13 protein-coding genes are annotated in these 14,655 nt (G+C 33.5%); 4 read left to right on the forward strand and 9 right to left on the reverse strand.

The annotated features are described in order from the left end of the window. Window positions 1-39: 39 nt before the first annotated feature. Window positions 40-657 (forward strand): class I SAM-dependent methyltransferase, encoded by a 618-nt coding sequence (locus QY331_00105; protein ID WKZ69650.1) that lies wholly within the window; start codon window positions 40-42, stop codon window positions 655-657. Between the two features lies 1 nt (window position 658). Here QY331_00105 and QY331_00110 read toward each other — a convergent pair whose 3' ends face one another. Beyond that, window positions 659-1,213 (reverse strand): DinB family protein, encoded by a 555-nt coding sequence (locus QY331_00110; protein WKZ69651.1) that lies wholly within the window; start codon window positions 1,211-1,213, stop codon window positions 659-661. A gap of 125 nt (window positions 1,214-1,338) precedes the next feature. Between QY331_00110 and QY331_00115 the strand changes: the two genes are divergently transcribed. The 3 genes from QY331_00115 (at window position 1,339) to QY331_00125 (ending at window position 7,650) form a co-directional block, all read left to right on the forward strand. Next, entirely contained in the window at window positions 1,339-3,576 is a 2,238-nt protein-coding gene (locus QY331_00115; protein WKZ69652.1) for a tetratricopeptide repeat protein, read from the forward strand. A gap of 64 nt (window positions 3,577-3,640) precedes the next feature. Continuing rightward, the gene (locus QY331_00120; protein WKZ69653.1) at window positions 3,641-4,291 is read left to right on the forward strand and encodes a DUF4159 domain-containing protein; all 651 of its coding nucleotides are present in this window, start codon (window positions 3,641-3,643) and stop codon (window positions 4,289-4,291) included. After that, complete coding sequence (locus QY331_00125) at window positions 4,291-7,650, forward strand: hypothetical protein (protein ID WKZ69654.1); 3,360 nt, start codon at window positions 4,291-4,293, stop codon at window positions 7,648-7,650. Before QY331_00120 ends, QY331_00125 begins: the two co-directional genes overlap by 1 nt. Window positions 7,651-7,660: 10 nt before the next feature. Here the strand turns inward: QY331_00125 and QY331_00130 are convergent, their stop codons facing one another. The 8 genes from QY331_00130 to QY331_00165 form a co-directional block, all read right to left on the reverse strand. Next, window positions 7,661-8,305 carry a T9SS type A sorting domain-containing protein gene (locus QY331_00130; protein WKZ69655.1) on the reverse strand — a complete coding sequence of 215 codons (645 nt, stop codon included), beginning with the start codon at window positions 8,303-8,305 and terminating at the stop codon, window positions 7,661-7,663. A 27-nt stretch (window positions 8,306-8,332) separates the two neighbouring features. After that, window positions 8,333-9,508: a hypothetical protein gene (locus QY331_00135; GenBank protein ID WKZ69656.1), complete on the reverse strand. Its 1,176-nt coding sequence runs from the start codon at window positions 9,506-9,508 to the stop codon at window positions 8,333-8,335. 15 nt (window positions 9,509-9,523) lie between these two features. Next, window positions 9,524-10,603 (reverse strand): hypothetical protein, encoded by a 1,080-nt coding sequence (locus tag QY331_00140; GenBank protein ID WKZ69657.1) that lies wholly within the window; start codon window positions 10,601-10,603, stop codon window positions 9,524-9,526. Between the two features lie 72 nt (window positions 10,604-10,675). Beyond that, window positions 10,676-11,032: a hypothetical protein gene (locus tag QY331_00145; protein ID WKZ69658.1), complete on the reverse strand. Its 357-nt coding sequence runs from the start codon at window positions 11,030-11,032 to the stop codon at window positions 10,676-10,678. 290 nt (window positions 11,033-11,322) lie between these two features. Further along, window positions 11,323-12,723: a T9SS type A sorting domain-containing protein gene (locus QY331_00150; GenBank protein ID WKZ69659.1), complete on the reverse strand. Its 1,401-nt coding sequence runs from the start codon at window positions 12,721-12,723 to the stop codon at window positions 11,323-11,325. A gap of 150 nt (window positions 12,724-12,873) precedes the next feature. Then, window positions 12,874-13,482 carry a hypothetical protein gene (locus tag QY331_00155; protein WKZ69660.1) on the reverse strand — a complete coding sequence of 203 codons (609 nt, stop codon included), beginning with the start codon at window positions 13,480-13,482 and terminating at the stop codon, window positions 12,874-12,876. Between the two features lie 27 nt (window positions 13,483-13,509). Beyond that, window positions 13,510-14,112, reverse strand: a complete 603-nt coding sequence (locus QY331_00160; GenBank protein ID WKZ69661.1) for a hypothetical protein — start codon at window positions 14,110-14,112, stop codon at window positions 13,510-13,512. Next, window positions 14,109-14,654 carry an RNA polymerase sigma factor gene (locus QY331_00165; protein ID WKZ69662.1) on the reverse strand — a complete coding sequence of 182 codons (546 nt, stop codon included), beginning with the start codon at window positions 14,652-14,654 and terminating at the stop codon, window positions 14,109-14,111. Before QY331_00165 ends, QY331_00160 begins: the two co-directional genes overlap by 4 nt. Window position 14,655 lies beyond the last annotated feature (1 nt).

Raw genomic sequence — 14,655 nt, forward strand, 5'->3', positions numbered from 1 at the left:
TTGCATCTAATAATAAATAATAAAATCAATTGAGTAGATATGAAAGAAAATAAAAATCACTGGTACGACGGATTATTTTACGATGTCTTTATCGCACCGAATCAAGACAAATCATTTCGCTTGGCGAAAAGCATAATTAAAGAAAACTCAAATGTGATTGATGCCGGTTGCGGAACGGGAAGATTTGCGTTTGCGGTTGAAGATAAAGTCAACAAAGTTGATGGTGTCGATTTATCCGAACGCAATATAAAAGTTGCAATGAATAAACTCACAAAGAACAACTCACCTAAAATTAATTTTTATCACTCCGATATTTACCGCTTTTTTGAAAACGGTGACAAGCATTACGATTATGCGGTAATGTCTTACGTCATTCACGAAGTAGATGAGCACTTTCGAAATGATATTTTGAAAGCATTATCGGAAAACGCAGACAAATTAATTCTAATTGATTATTTACATCCACGTCCTAAGCATTACTGGAGCTGGCTTAACGAAGCTGTTGAATTTGCTGCTGGAAAAGAACATTACACTAATTTTAAATCCTACATAAAGAACAGCGGATTAAGAGGATTGGCGGAACAAAGCGGATTGAAGATCATCAAAGAAATTAAAAACACACCTTCAACAAGTCACATAGTTGTGTTAGAAAAATAAGTTAAACAGAACTCTTCAAAGCAGTCTTCGCTTGCTGCAAATGCCTCTTTTGATGTTCAATGATTATCATAAATGCCTCGCCTAATTGTAGTCTAAGTAATTTTGTTACCGGAGATGTTAATTTGATTTTACTCAGATCATACTTCCCGGAAGCTTCGGCTAGATTAATTAGTTCGTTTTGAATAGTGAAAAAATCATGAATTACTTTTTCAAAATCACCGTTATAGGAATCCATAAAAACTTTTGGAGATTTAAACTTCATTTTGCTTTCGGCTTTCATACTATCTATAAATTTTGAGATTAAGTATCGTGGTTTATAATCACGCTCGATGATATCAACTTCTTCCGAAGCGGTTAATGAATTTTTAATCTTTCCCAAATAACTTTTGTTTGTTGTATTGATATGTACAATACATTCTATCGCACTCCATTTATTTGGAGAAGGTTTGTACTCAAAGGCTTCTTTTTTATAGCGATTACTTAACCCAGAAAGTGTGTCAATTGCATCTTTAATTTCAATTTTAAAAAACAATAAAAGTTCTTCTTGTGTTCTCAATTTTACACCTTTCGCTTAATTACATTAACCTATTTTCAACTTTTATCAATCTATTAAAAGCAATTATTAGATTCACATTTTTCTTATCTTTACGTAACATTTTTGAATACCTTGGCATAAAGAATATGAAACATTTCTTCCATCTACTTTTTATCGTAATATCAATTTCCGCACAGTTAAATACGGAACAATTATTATCGAATCTCGAAAACTCCGAGGGAACTAATCGTGTAGATATTTTAAACAAAATTTCCGAAGAGTATAGAAATGCCACTGATAATGTTAATTCAATTAAATATGCTGAAATGGCTTTAGGTGAAGCTAAGCAATTGGAATATTTTAACGGGCAAGTAAATGCACTCAACAATATTTCCTCGATATATATTTTATCACAACAATTTGCCGAAGCAGAAGAGTACATAGCGCAAACAAAAAGTTTATTAAAAAAAGGCGAATATAAATTTGGGGCAGCAACCTTATACAGAAACATCGGTGCTTTTTATGTTTATTCAAATAAAGCAAAGTTTGCCGTCGATACTCTCAAACTATCTATCGAAGTTTTTAATGAAATAGAAGATTCAGTTGGACTCGCTTCATCAATTATGACTCTTGGAGCTGCATACACCCGAACAAACGAAATTGAAGCCGGAATAGAATTATTTGAACAAGCAGCAGAAATGTTTTCAAAGCAAGGCAATGAGTATCAAGCCGCGCATGCATATTTAAATCTTGGATCGCTTTACACCTCTATTATGGGGAATTATGAGAAAGGATTAACCAACGCGCTAAAAGCATTGGAAAAATTTGAAAGTGTTAACGACCAAGTAAAAGCAGCTTATGCGATGATGGTAATCGGTAATACTTATGAAGGTTTGGGCGATCTGGACAAACCAATCGAATATTATTCAAGCGCGTTATCCATCTTTGAGAAAACCGGTAATGCATATTTGATAGCAAATGCAGTCAACAATCTAGGCGAGGTTTATAAACACAGAAGAGAGTTCAGCAAAGCAATTGAATTTTATATTCAAGCATTGGAAAAAAGTCAAGAAATTGAAAACGTGGAAGGAATTGCAGTTGCATTAAATAATCTTGGCGAATGTTATTTCCAATTAGGAAATAATCGATTGGCGATGGATTATTATCAGCAATCGTTTGTGTTGCTGGAAAAAATGAATGACACGCACAAAATGTCTATTTCTCTTAATAATCAATCAACGGCGTTATTAACATTATCGAACTATAGCGAAGCAATAACGAAAGCAAATCGTGCAATAGATCTTGCGAAAGAGGTTTTTGCAAACGAAGAGGTTCAAAGAGGATACGAAATTTTATACCAAACATATAAAGCCACCGGCAATTATAAATTAGCTTTAGAAAATTTTCAGAAATATGAAGAGATAAAGGATTTGATAAAGGATGAAAAACGAAGCGATGAACTAGAAAAGTCACTTGCCGAATATGAAGCCAAGCAAAAGGAAAAAGAAATTGAATTGTTAACTAAAAATGCAGAGTTGAAGGAGCTTCAATTAGATAGACAAGAAAATTTGACTTACTTTTTAATAATTTTTTCTGTTATGCTATTGGGTTTTAGCATTGTCTATTTTTATCGGTACGTTGAAAGAAAGAAGATCAATAAAGAATTAACAGAGGCGTATGAAAAGTTAAACGACATCAACAAAACAAAGGATTTATTCTTTTCAATAATTGCGCACGATTTAAGAGGACCGTTTAACTCACTTCTCGGGATTACTGAAATTTTAGCCGAAGATAACAAAGAATTATCACACGAAGAAATTACAAATTTGAGTCGCGAAGTAAATCAAAACGCGCGTAATGTATTTTTGCTTTTAGAAAATTTACTTGAATGGTCGTCTGCGCAGTTGGGCAATATTCCGTTCAATCCGCAAGCGGTTGATATTAATGAAATAATAACGATGAATATCAATCTTTATAGAAAAGCAGCTTCACAAAAAGAAATTAATTTAATTGTAAAACCGGGAAAAGATGTTGTTGCGTTCGGTGATCAAAATATGATTGGAGCAGTAGCTCGTAACTTAATTAATAACGCAATCAAGTTTACTAACCGTGGTGGAAATGTTACAATTGAAACCGAAAAATCGGAAAAGGAAGTAATCTTTTCTGTTCAAGATACGGGAATCGGAATGACCAAGCGTGAAATTGATAAAATATTCAAATTAGATTCTGACGTTAAAAAGAAAGGAACCGAAAACGAAAAGGGAACGGGACTCGGTTTAATTTTGTGCAAGGAATTTATTAATAAAAATAATGGATCAATTTTAGTAACCAGCGAGCCGGGCAAGGGGACAATTTTTACAGTAAAATTACCATCTCAAAATTAGAAACGAATCCCGCCATTTATTGTATAAGTTTGTATTCTGCTATCTATTATAGTTAACTTAATTTATGAAAAAACTTATTATACTCTTTTTTGTTACAATAACTTTATTCGGACAAGTAAAAACGGGTTTCCAAATTGCACGTTTAAAATATAACGGCGGAGGCGATTGGTATAACGATCCTTCCGCGGAAGTTAATCTTTTAAATTTTGTTGCCGAACACACAAATATTAAAACAATTCCCGAATATAAATTTGTAGAACTCGGCAGTGATGAAATGTTTTCATACCCGTTCTTGTTTTTAACCGGACACGGAAATATAGTTCTATCTTCCGATGAAGCAGAAGCTTTAAGAAAGTATTTAACAAACGGCGGATTTCTTTTTGTAGATGATGACTATGGTTTGGATAATGCATTTAGAAGAGAAATTAAAAAAGTTTTCCCGGATAAGGATTTAGTTGAACTTCCTTTTAATTACGGATTGTATAATTGTCTTTTTGATTTTAATTACGGTCCGCCAAAAACACATGAACACGACAACAAACCGCCTCAAGGATTTGGTATCTTCATCGATGAAAGATTAGCTGTTTATTATACTTACGAAAGCAATCCAAGTGACGGTTGGACTGATCAAAGAGTCCACAATACTTCTGCCGAAAAAAGAGAAGAAGCATTAAAGTTCGGCACCAACATCATAGTTTGGGCACTTAGTAATTAATGAATGATTTTTATAAAAATATTATTGATAAACTAAAGAAGACTAATAGAAAAATTAATTTAATCTCTTCTCTTGAAGGATTGGTTAATTCCTTATTCTATTTTGCTTTGATTGTTTTCGGTATAGTTATTCTAGAAGCACTTTTTAATTTTAGCGGTGAAGTTAGAACCATATTATTCTTTGCATCCATTGCTGTTATAGTGGTGATAATAAGCAAAGAAGTATTTCTTCCGCTAATTCGAAATATAGATTCACTATCGAATTTCAATTTAAATAAGATTGCAAAATTAGTCGGGAAAAATTATCCGGAAGTAAAAGACTCGCTTCTTAACGCAGTTCAACTAGTCAATGATAAATCAAACAATTATTCAAAAGAATTAATTCAAGCCGCATTTAAAACGGTTTACGATAAAACGCAAAAACTGAATTTTACAGAAGCAGTAAAATTCAATAAATGGAATAAAGTAAAAATCTCGGCTGGCACATTCATACCTATAACATTATTAGTTCTTTTGGTTCCGTTTCTTAACAATGCTTTTAATAGAATGATAAATTACGATAAGGAGTTTATCGTTCCTCCCAAATATCATTTGGCAATTGAACCGGGAAACATAGATGTTACTAAAGGAGAATCTGTTGCAATTATTGTAACCGCAAAAGCAGATATTCCAAAATCAATTACGCTGTTTACCAGGTCAACGGAACAAGCGGCTTTTGATGAATTAATTCTTTTACCGGACTCCAACAATAATTTTACTCAAGTTTTGAAATCGTTAAACAGCTCGATAGAATATTATGCCGAAGCCGAGGATGTATCGACAGATGTATATTCTATAAGCGTAATGGATAGACCGATTGTAAGAAAATTTGTTATGACAATTACACCGCCATCTTATACTCGTTTACCGCAGCAAGTACAAAACGATAACGGTTCGGCAACAGTTCTGCCCGGCACAAGATTGGATTTTGAAATTACATCAACAAAGCCGCTAACCAATGCCAAGATTAATATTATAGAAAAAGACAATATTGAATTGGATGTAAACAGCTTTGTTGCAAAAGGACATTTTTATGTTAGAGATGAAATAAGCTATAACTTCGATCTTGTTGACACATCGAATGTCGAAAGTGAAAACCCGATTAGATATTCGGTGAATATTACGGAAGATGAATTTCCTCAAATAGAAATTACAAAACCCGGCGAAAATGTTGAACTCGGTTTAGAAAATATACTCCCGCTCACAATTGAAATTAAAGATGATTACGGTTTTTCTTCGCTGGAATTATTATATCATAAGTCCGCATTAAGCCAAACAAACACTTCAGATTTTACAACCGTTCCAATTTCAATATCTAAGTCGGAAAAACAGCAAGAGGTATTTTTCGGATGGGACATAGCGCAGCTTAATCTCAAAGCAGAAGAAATTGTTTCGTATTACGTTGAGGTTGCTGATAACGACAATATAAACGGACCAAAGAAATCCCGGTCAAAAGTTTTTACTCTTCGAATTCCTTCTTTGGATGAACTATTTGCAAATGCAGATCAAAAGCAAAATGAAGCTTCCGACGATCTAAATAAAACTTTAGAAGAAGCAAAAAAATTAAGCGATGAACTTCAACAAATTAGTGACGAATTAAAAAAAGATGACAAAAGAATTTCATGGGAAGAAAAAGAAAAAATTGAAAAAGCCATGCAAAAATTTGAGAGTCTGGAACAAAAAGTCGACGATATTAAAAAGCAACTGGATGATGTAAGAAAAGATCTCGCTGATAATAATTTGCTTTCCGAAGAAACTCTTCAAAAGTATATGGAACTGCAGGATTTGATGGATCAATTCAGCAGTGAAGAAATGAAGAAAGCTTTTGAAAAGATGCGCGAACAACTTGAAAACATGATGCGTAATCAAGTTCAAAATGAAATGGAAAATCTTCAATTCAACGAAGAGATGTTTAAGAAAAGTCTGGAACGAACTGTTAATCTTCTTAAGCGAATTCAAATTGAACAAAAGATGGATGAATTACTTAAACGAACAGAACAAATCAGCGAAGAGTTAAGCGACTTAAATGAACAAACGGAACAAAGCAGTTTACAAAATCAGCAAGAGCGAAATGAACTTGCAGAAAAACAGAAATCTTTAACCGAAAAGATGGAAAATCTCGAGAAGGAAACAGAAGCGCTCAGTGAAAAGATGAGTGAGTTTGACGATATGCCGCAAAAAGATGCTCAAGAATTAAGCGAGCAAATGAAACAACAGCAAAACACTGAAATGAATGAACAAACCTCGCAACAACTTCAAAAAGGTCAGAAACAAGACGCCATGCAAATGCAGCAGCAAATGATGAAAAACATGCAAGCTAATATGGAAAAGATGCAGGCAATGCAGAATAACATGAAGATGCAGACTCAGATGAAAGTTATGAGCGATATGATGAAATCTCTCGATGATCTTCTTACTCTATCGAAAGAAGAAGAGGATTTAAAGAATAAAACAAGAGATCAATCCGTTAGCACAAAAAATTTGAGAGAATCGGCACAACAGCAAAATCAAATACAAAGCAACTTGGATAAAGTTACACGCCAGATTAGTGAGTTATCCCAAAAAACTTTCGGCATTTCACCCGAAATGGGGAGAGCGTTGGGACAAGCACGCCGGGAGATGAGTCAATCAATAATGGATATGCAGGAAAATAACGGCGGCAAGGCTTCACAATCACAAGAACGCGCAATGAAAAACATGAACGAAGCTGCAATGATGATGAAGAACTCGCTTGAAATGATGATGAGTGGCGAAGGTCAAGGCGGCGGTATGATGAGTATGATGCAGCAGCTTCAACAGATGAGTCAACAGCAAATGAGCTTAAACCAAATGACTCAAATGATGCAGCAAGGTCAACTCTCACAGCAGCAAATGGCTCAAATGCAAAGATTAGCACAAGAACAACAAATGATTCAAAAATCGTTAGCGCAATTAAACGAAGAAGCAAAATCAACGGGACAATCAAAAAAACTTGGTTCCAATCTTGAACAGATATTAAAAGAAATGGAAGAAGTTGTTGCCGATATGCAGTCGAATGATGTTGATGATGATCTGTTACAAAAACAAGAAAGAATACTTTCAAAATTACTTGACGCACAGAGATCAATTAACGAAAGAGATTTTGAAAAAGAACGCGAATCATTTACGGGTAAAAATTTTCAAAGAGAAACTCCGCCCGAGTTAATGCTCACTACCGAAGAAGGATTAAAAAAATTACGTGATGAATTATTGAATGCTTCCAAAGAAGGTTATAAAAAAGATTACGAAGAATTAATCCGTAAATATTTTGAAGCTTTGCAGAAAGAGAAAATTCGGGATTAGTTATTTGTCGCTACTTTAGTAAAATCATCTTTCTTTTTAATCTTTCCGTGCCGGTTTCCAAAACATAGAAATAAATTCCGCTTGACAATTCTGATCCGTGGAATTCAATATCATACTTACCAGGCAGCATAGTTTTGTTAATGAGGGATTTTATTTCTCTCCCGAGTATGTCGTAAACGATTAGCTTTGTTTGTAGAGACTCCCTGTTGGGTGTCTCTACGTTTGGTATTGTAAATTTTATTTTTGTAGTTGGATTAAACGGATTGGGATAATTTTGGAACAGTTCGAAGTTATCCGGCGGAAGTACTGTTATCTTTATTTCTTTTTCGCTGATTTTTTCGTTGTTTCCACTTACCAAAAATTTCAGAAAAGTTTCTTTCCCAACCGGAGCTTCTTTCCCCAAAGAAAAAGTGAACAAAGCCGTTTTTTCTGTGTTTCCTTCTATTGTTTCAAGATCGCTTTTGGTTTTTGTAAAGTTTATCCACTCCGGTGATTCTTTAAGTTCTATGTTTACATTTCCAATTTTTGTCCCGGATACATTAGCAACAGTTAACTCAATAGAGTTTCCGTTAGAGGCGAATGGGATTTCATAAACTGTTTGCGAAAGCACTAAATTCGTAAATTGCATAATTGTTAATAAAATTTTTGCAACCATTTTTCACCTTCTAAAATTATTTAATCACTATAATCTTTCTATTATATACCCGCTGTAGTAATACAAGAATTTATATCCGTCAATTGTAATGTGTTTTTCCTTTTGTGCTTCTACTTCATTTCTGAAGGCTTCGAGAACATTCTTGGCTGCTTTGTCATTTCCTTTTTCCAAATTCTTTTTAGCGTTTTCAAGTTTCTGGCTTAAACTGTTGTATATACCTTTGTTAGTTATCCAGTTATGATTATAGCATTGTGTGTTGTATGATATTAGTGTATCTATCATTTCCGAGGCTGTTAGGGTGCTGTCAGGTTCAGGAGATATAAAATCCTCAACATCATAAGTCAACAAATTTTTTATAGTCTGATCTGGTTCTTGGGATATGTAATTTCTCACAAATTGATAATCTGACGGAGTACCAAATAGGGTTAACAATTGTGTTGCTATGTCATGTCTAAGTGAGCTTTCCGGTTCTTCTACTAATCTGTTTCTTAGCACAACATTCAATTCAGGGTTCTTATATTTTACAAGCATATGTTCTAAAGCAATAATGCGGTTGGTAGGGTGCTCATCTTCTGTAAATGTTTTTACCATTAAATCAAATATTTCTTCACCGTAGATTTTTTCTAAATCCCATAAAGCATCAATTCTATCATCGGAATATGTTGAGATTTGTGTTATGGTTATTAATTCACTTTTTGCTCTTTCAGCATATTGAGGAACATGCAATATTATTTCTTTCAGCAGACGTAATGCAGTTGTGTTAATTCTCGGTTTATCTCTATCAAGCAATTGGAACACAAATTCAGCTTTGGAATAATCTCCATTCTTAAATAAAACTTCTATTGCCCTTACCCGACTTTCCATACGAAGATTTGTTCCATATTTTATATCGAGAGTATCTATAAACATTAACGCAAATTGATAAGCTACGGAAGGATTGATGGATTGAAGCGCGTGCAAGTAATCTGCTTGCATATCTAAATCATCTTTCCAGATCTTTGCTTTTAAGCTGTCTTCGGCTTCAGCAACCTTATATTGTTCGATACTATGTAATGCTCCTAATCTTGATAAAGAATTTGGGCTATTAAGGGCGTCAATTACCCTCTGTTTTTCTTCCTGCGTTAGTCCTTGCTGAGAATAAATATTGTTTAGAAAAAGCAACCAACTAAGTAACAGCAATGTAAAAATTTTTAGATGTTGCATTTTATCTCCATCTTCTTATTTACAATTTAATTCCGGATATTGAGTTTTTAGTACTTCTATATATTGCTTGATAAGGTACTCAATTCTATTATCATTATGTGTTTTATACTCGTTTTGAGGGTCATTTTTTTGGATTATATATTTTCTTTCCAGTTCTTTTAAAAAGCTTTCTAATATTTTATTAAACATATTCTTCCATTTATTTTTTGTAGTTACAAAATCCGGGTTGTCATCACACCGTAACTGCATGTAAGTAAATAAATCCTTAAAAGGTATTTCTATGTTAAAGGAGTTATCCTCGCTTATGCTATTCATAGTTTGTTTAAACAAACTTATAAATCTTTCTTTATGAATTGACTCATGTAAATCCAAGACATCGTACAAAACATATTTATAACTGCCGTGTCCTAATGTATAATAATCATAATGAAGCTTAAAGTCTTCCAAAGCTTTACAAACATCATCAACGTATATACTTGAAAGGTCATTAAAACTTTTTATTACTTCAAATCCCTCGAGATTTTGTTCGCAAACACCCAGTACCGTGTTCAAAAATATTGTTCCGTCATCAATGTTATATTGCCATTGGTTTGTTGAACTATTATAGCAAACATCAAGATTATAATCGTCAACCAATTCGTCAATAATGTTCCATTCAGGTTTATTAAATAAGGAGAAGAAAAATCCCCCTATGTCAACCACCCCACTTGTTTTACTTAGTTTATCACATAAATCAAATTTGGTATAATCTGGGGGGGTTATTTCTTTAGCAATAAACTGCGGCGGCTCGAAGGAACTGTTCACATCACACTGCGGAGCATCTGAACAGTCTTCTTCCGGGTATTCAAAAGCATAAACATCGAGCACGGTTCCATACCAACGTAAACATTCATAATACTTGGCAAAATTTAGGTAAGTATAGCTAATTGTTTCATTAGTATAGCCATCATAATAATTACCTCTTTGCGAATATTCTAATGGAATTCTTTCAATTATACCTACTTGAGGAGGTGTAGTCTCATAGAAAATCTTTACCGAGTCTCCTTTTGTAACTTTAAAGCTCACGGTTGCAAATTGAGGACTCGCGCTGCCCATTAGCCTTTTTTCATACTGGTAATAAGGGATTTTTTTCTGATTCCACCTATTGCAGGGGTCTCTATCATCGCCCTAACAAAAATAACAGAACGAAGCATTATCTTGTCCCCATCTATAATCAAATTCCGGGAAAACACTATGTTCAAATATGGTGTCTTTGGTCTCTACTATTATTTTGCTATCTATATTAAAAGTACCATAAATCTCACGTGCATAAGTAAAAACCAATTCAACATTACCTGTAAATTGCGGAATAAATCCAGAAAACAATTTCCCACTTTTAGCTAATCTAACTACAAAATTTTTGTTAATGACTTCATTTGTATCCGGTTGTATTAAAATAATTTTCTCGCGTATTGTAACTTGTGAGATCGTGATTTGATAGAAAAGTAGAATCAAAAAACAGAGAGTACAAAATTTTCTTAACATTAATTCTCCTATAATTTTCTATAAATGAAATATGAAATATTAATAAACTAAAACATAAAGATGCAAGCATCGTGCTGTTTGAATATCCTGCTTCTATTCAATATTTAGGCTCTGAGTGTTAAATAAATCCCTAAAATGGAAATAACTACATGAATATTTTACATACAATTGTTAAAGTGCCGGTTTATTCTCTCTGTTTTTGTTAGATATGGATGGATTTATTAGGTTATCGATCAAAAAATCTCGAGGCACTGCAAAAAGGGAAAAATTGAATAATGTCGCATAATAAATTACTTTAAAAGAACCATCTTTCTACTCAATCTCTTCCCACCCGTTTCTAAAACATAAAAGTAAACGCCACTTGTAAAATTTCCGCCATCAAATTCAATTTCATAAGTGCCGGGCTGCATTGGTTTGTTGAGGAGTGTTTTTATTTCTCTGCCGAGTATATCATATACTCGTAGGGACAACTCATGAGTCGTCCCTACATTAGGAACTGTAAATTTTATAGTTGTACTTGGGTTGAATGGGTTTGGGTAGTTTTGAGATAAAGTAATTTCTTTAGGTAAATCGTTTTCCTCTTCCACACCAACAATGGTTGTAGCTTGATGAACGTAAACGTAGGGTGAATCGATTAACGGTGCATATCGATTGTCTATATTCTGTAAGTCCCAGCTATTAATTATTGATTCATTTTCCAGAGAAACTGCGAACAATGAATCGTTACGAATAAATGCACCAAATCTCTCATCAGGCGAGAAATCATATTTACTGCCATGGCTATAGCTGTCAACATTTAGTGCCAGCGTATCAATATTCTCAAATCCAAAAGTGTCTAAGTTTAATGTCTGTGCTATTAAGTGACGGTTACGTACACCAATAATTCTATTCTCAAAAGCAGTCCAATATGTGAGATGATCATTCTCAAAACTTTTGTCGATAATGGTAAGGGTTGAATCCTTTAGCTTTGATATAGAAAATCGAATTTCTCTTGTATCATATTCTCCATGTGCTGAAGTAAAATAAAGAGAATCGTTGATTGTTCTAAGTCTTGAAATAGCGGATGGTGAATCTTCGTTTTCAAATTGAACGTTGATGTTTTGGATTACTCTTTTATGCAATGAATCAGATAATTCCGCAATTGAATAATCATATTCGTATTCAGATTCGGAATACGTTGCGATTAGATAATTATTCTTTATTTTTCCTGGAATATGAACAATATTTCCCGTGGCACTACTTTCTTCGAATAATTCATTGTTATTGTTAACAAATGAAACATCTAAAATTCCATTAAGTATCCATATTCCTGAACTTGTTGGCTGAATTTGTGTATCAAAAAATAGATATGGCTCAAGTACATCAAGCCAACCAAAATACCCATAGAAATTATAATCGTACTGTAACGAAGATGATTGTAACGTGAGGTCAGTGCGTGTATATTGGGGATTATCAGATTTATGGTAAAGAATAAAGTATAAATTTCCATTATATGTAAAAACTTTTTGATATCGGGATCCAGCAGAATAATTGCTGCGCCAACTGCTCCAACTTCCAACCGTATCACTCAAATCAATTTCATTTTCAAAGATGTTTATTCTTAGAAGATTGCCATTGGTTCTAGTGTTTTGAGCAAGGAGAATTGATGAAAGTAGAGAAAGGAGAAATATGATCGTTATTAGACTTTTCATTACAAAGAGTCCTAATTAATGAACTTTAGAAAATATAATAGGAATAATTAAAAAGATTAGCAAGTCTATTTTGAGGCAATTTAAAATATGTAGTAATCCTATATTAAAAAATCTCCCTCCCCTTACCAAGGGGAGGGATGGGGTGGGGTTTTAATCCCACTTCAAATACTTACCTTTCCCGGTGAGAGTTCTAAATCTTTCTTCAACAATTTGTTCTTTGTTCTGTTTTCTTATATGTATTGATTCTTTTAACTCGGCGAGTTTATTTTCCAGTTTTTCAACTTCTTCTTTTCGCTGAGATTCCCTTAGATCAAAGGCTTCGCTTAAGGTTGTTTTCAATTGTGATGAAAGTTTTTGTTTATCGGATTGGTCAGCATGAAGATATTTTGTGCTTAATACTTCGGAATACATTTCAAGCTCAGTAATTCTTTTTCTAAGATTATCGCTGCCATGCTGCTCGCCGACAATTGAAACACCGCTCCCTTCAATTGAGTATATAGAGGGAAGAGAAAAATATGATGTTCTTCGCAAAATGCTGTAGTATCTTTTCTCATCAAGCTTCTTAATTTGTTGAAGCTCTTGTTTAAGCTGAGCATTTGTAATTTTACTTAAATATTCTTGCTCTTCTTTTTCCGAAAGTTTTTCGTTTCCCCAAACCCTATAGATATCCGGCGCGCCAGGTTCCGGGACAATAACCTGCGAAAAAAGCATAGTTGATACGAATGTTAGTAATAGTATTGTTTGAATTATAGTTTTCATTTTGAGACCCCCTTGATTAATAAAATTTTATAAAGACGATTCACCTAAATCCTGTTTCATTTTTTCAATTTCTTTGTTAAGTAAATAAAATGACTGTTCCCACTTATCGTGTGTTGCTTGAATTAATCTATACTCTTCCCACTCTTCATACGAAAGAGTTTCAATCGATTCATCAACGTCATGTAATTGTTTTGTTATAACTTCACCGTGCCAGCTCAAAATATCTTCACTTATACTTTTTACGGCATTCGGTTTTTCGGTGGTTAATAATATTACCAAAGCTACGACGGTAACTAACGCTACAAAAGCTGCTTTAGCTGTGCTTAAATTATTTGAGAAAAGAACTTCGAGTATGTTAGATATCGAATCGGTGATTCTTTCGAAAAAGTTTTTTGAACTAAACACTGTTGATATAATTTCATTAAACTCATCGTTTTCTATTTGATGCTTGTTGCTTTCTTTATAATAACCTATTGTTTCGATGATATTTTTATAAAATTCATTCAACTCAGAATGCTGTGATAATTTTTGATTCCAATAAAGCATGTCTTCGTTGCTTAAACTTCCGTCGATGTAAAGCCAAACTTCTGCTTCAAATCTTTCATGCAATTTTTTAATATCATCTTTCATTTTATGTTTCCAATCTCTTTTCGCAATTTTTTTACGGCATAGTGCATGTGACTTAAGACGGTGTTCATCGGTTCTTTCATAATTTCTGCAATTTCTTTAAAAGATAATTCAGCATGCATTCTTAAGAGAAAAACTTCTTTTTGTTTGTGGGGAAGAGAATCAACTATTTTGTTAATTATTTCTTTAGTCTCTTCGTGAATAATTATATCATGTGCGGTTTCACTGTTTCCGTTCATATCAATTTCCGAAAAACTCGTTTCGTTTACTGTTCTTTTTAATTTTCTCAAACCGTCAATTGCAGTATTATGAGCAATCGAAAACAACCATGATGCAAATTTTTGTTGTTCATTATATTTCTTAATTCCTTTCCATGTCTTAATTAAAACATCCTGCATCCAATCTTTTGCTAAATCGCGATCGCCGGTAAATTTAAATAGGTATCCGAAGAGTTTATCCTTGTATAAACCAATGAGCAAAGCGAAAGCCGATTGATCCCCCCTTTTGCTTCTTTCAATAAGCGCTATTTCACGGTCGATGCTCATA

This window comes from Melioribacteraceae bacterium (assembly GCA_030584085.1).
Classification (GTDB): Bacteria; Bacteroidota; Ignavibacteria; order Ignavibacteriales; family Melioribacteraceae; genus SURF-28.

What these genes read in the sequence shown, in the direction of transcription:
- QY331_00105 (WKZ69650.1), top strand. Translation starts at nt 40, where the DNA reads ATGAAAGAAAATAAAAATCACTGGTACGACGGATTATTTTACGATGTC.
- QY331_00115 (WKZ69652.1), top strand. Translation starts at nt 1,339, where the DNA reads ATGAAACATTTCTTCCATCTACTTTTTATCGTAATATCAATTTCCGCA.
- QY331_00120 (WKZ69653.1), top strand. Translation starts at nt 3,641, where the DNA reads ATGAAAAAACTTATTATACTCTTTTTTGTTACAATAACTTTATTCGGA.
- QY331_00125 (WKZ69654.1), top strand. Translation starts at nt 4,291, where the DNA reads ATGAATGATTTTTATAAAAATATTATTGATAAACTAAAGAAGACTAAT.
- QY331_00130 (WKZ69655.1), bottom strand. Translation starts at nt 8,305, where the DNA reads ATGGTTGCAAAAATTTTATTAACAATTATGCAATTTACGAATTTAGTG.
- QY331_00135 (WKZ69656.1), bottom strand. Translation starts at nt 9,508, where the DNA reads ATGCAACATCTAAAAATTTTTACATTGCTGTTACTTAGTTGGTTGCTT.
- QY331_00140 (WKZ69657.1), bottom strand. Translation starts at nt 10,603, where the DNA reads ATGGGCAGCGCGAGTCCTCAATTTGCAACCGTGAGCTTTAAAGTTACA.
- QY331_00145 (WKZ69658.1), bottom strand. Translation starts at nt 11,032, where the DNA reads ATGTTAAGAAAATTTTGTACTCTCTGTTTTTTGATTCTACTTTTCTAT.
- QY331_00150 (WKZ69659.1), bottom strand. Translation starts at nt 12,723, where the DNA reads ATGAAAAGTCTAATAACGATCATATTTCTCCTTTCTCTACTTTCATCA.
- QY331_00155 (WKZ69660.1), bottom strand. Translation starts at nt 13,482, where the DNA reads ATGAAAACTATAATTCAAACAATACTATTACTAACATTCGTATCAACT.
- QY331_00160 (WKZ69661.1), bottom strand. Translation starts at nt 14,112, where the DNA reads ATGAAAGATGATATTAAAAAATTGCATGAAAGATTTGAAGCAGAAGTT.
- QY331_00165 (WKZ69662.1), bottom strand. Translation starts at nt 14,654, where the DNA reads ATGAGCATCGACCGTGAAATAGCGCTTATTGAAAGAAGCAAAAGGGGG.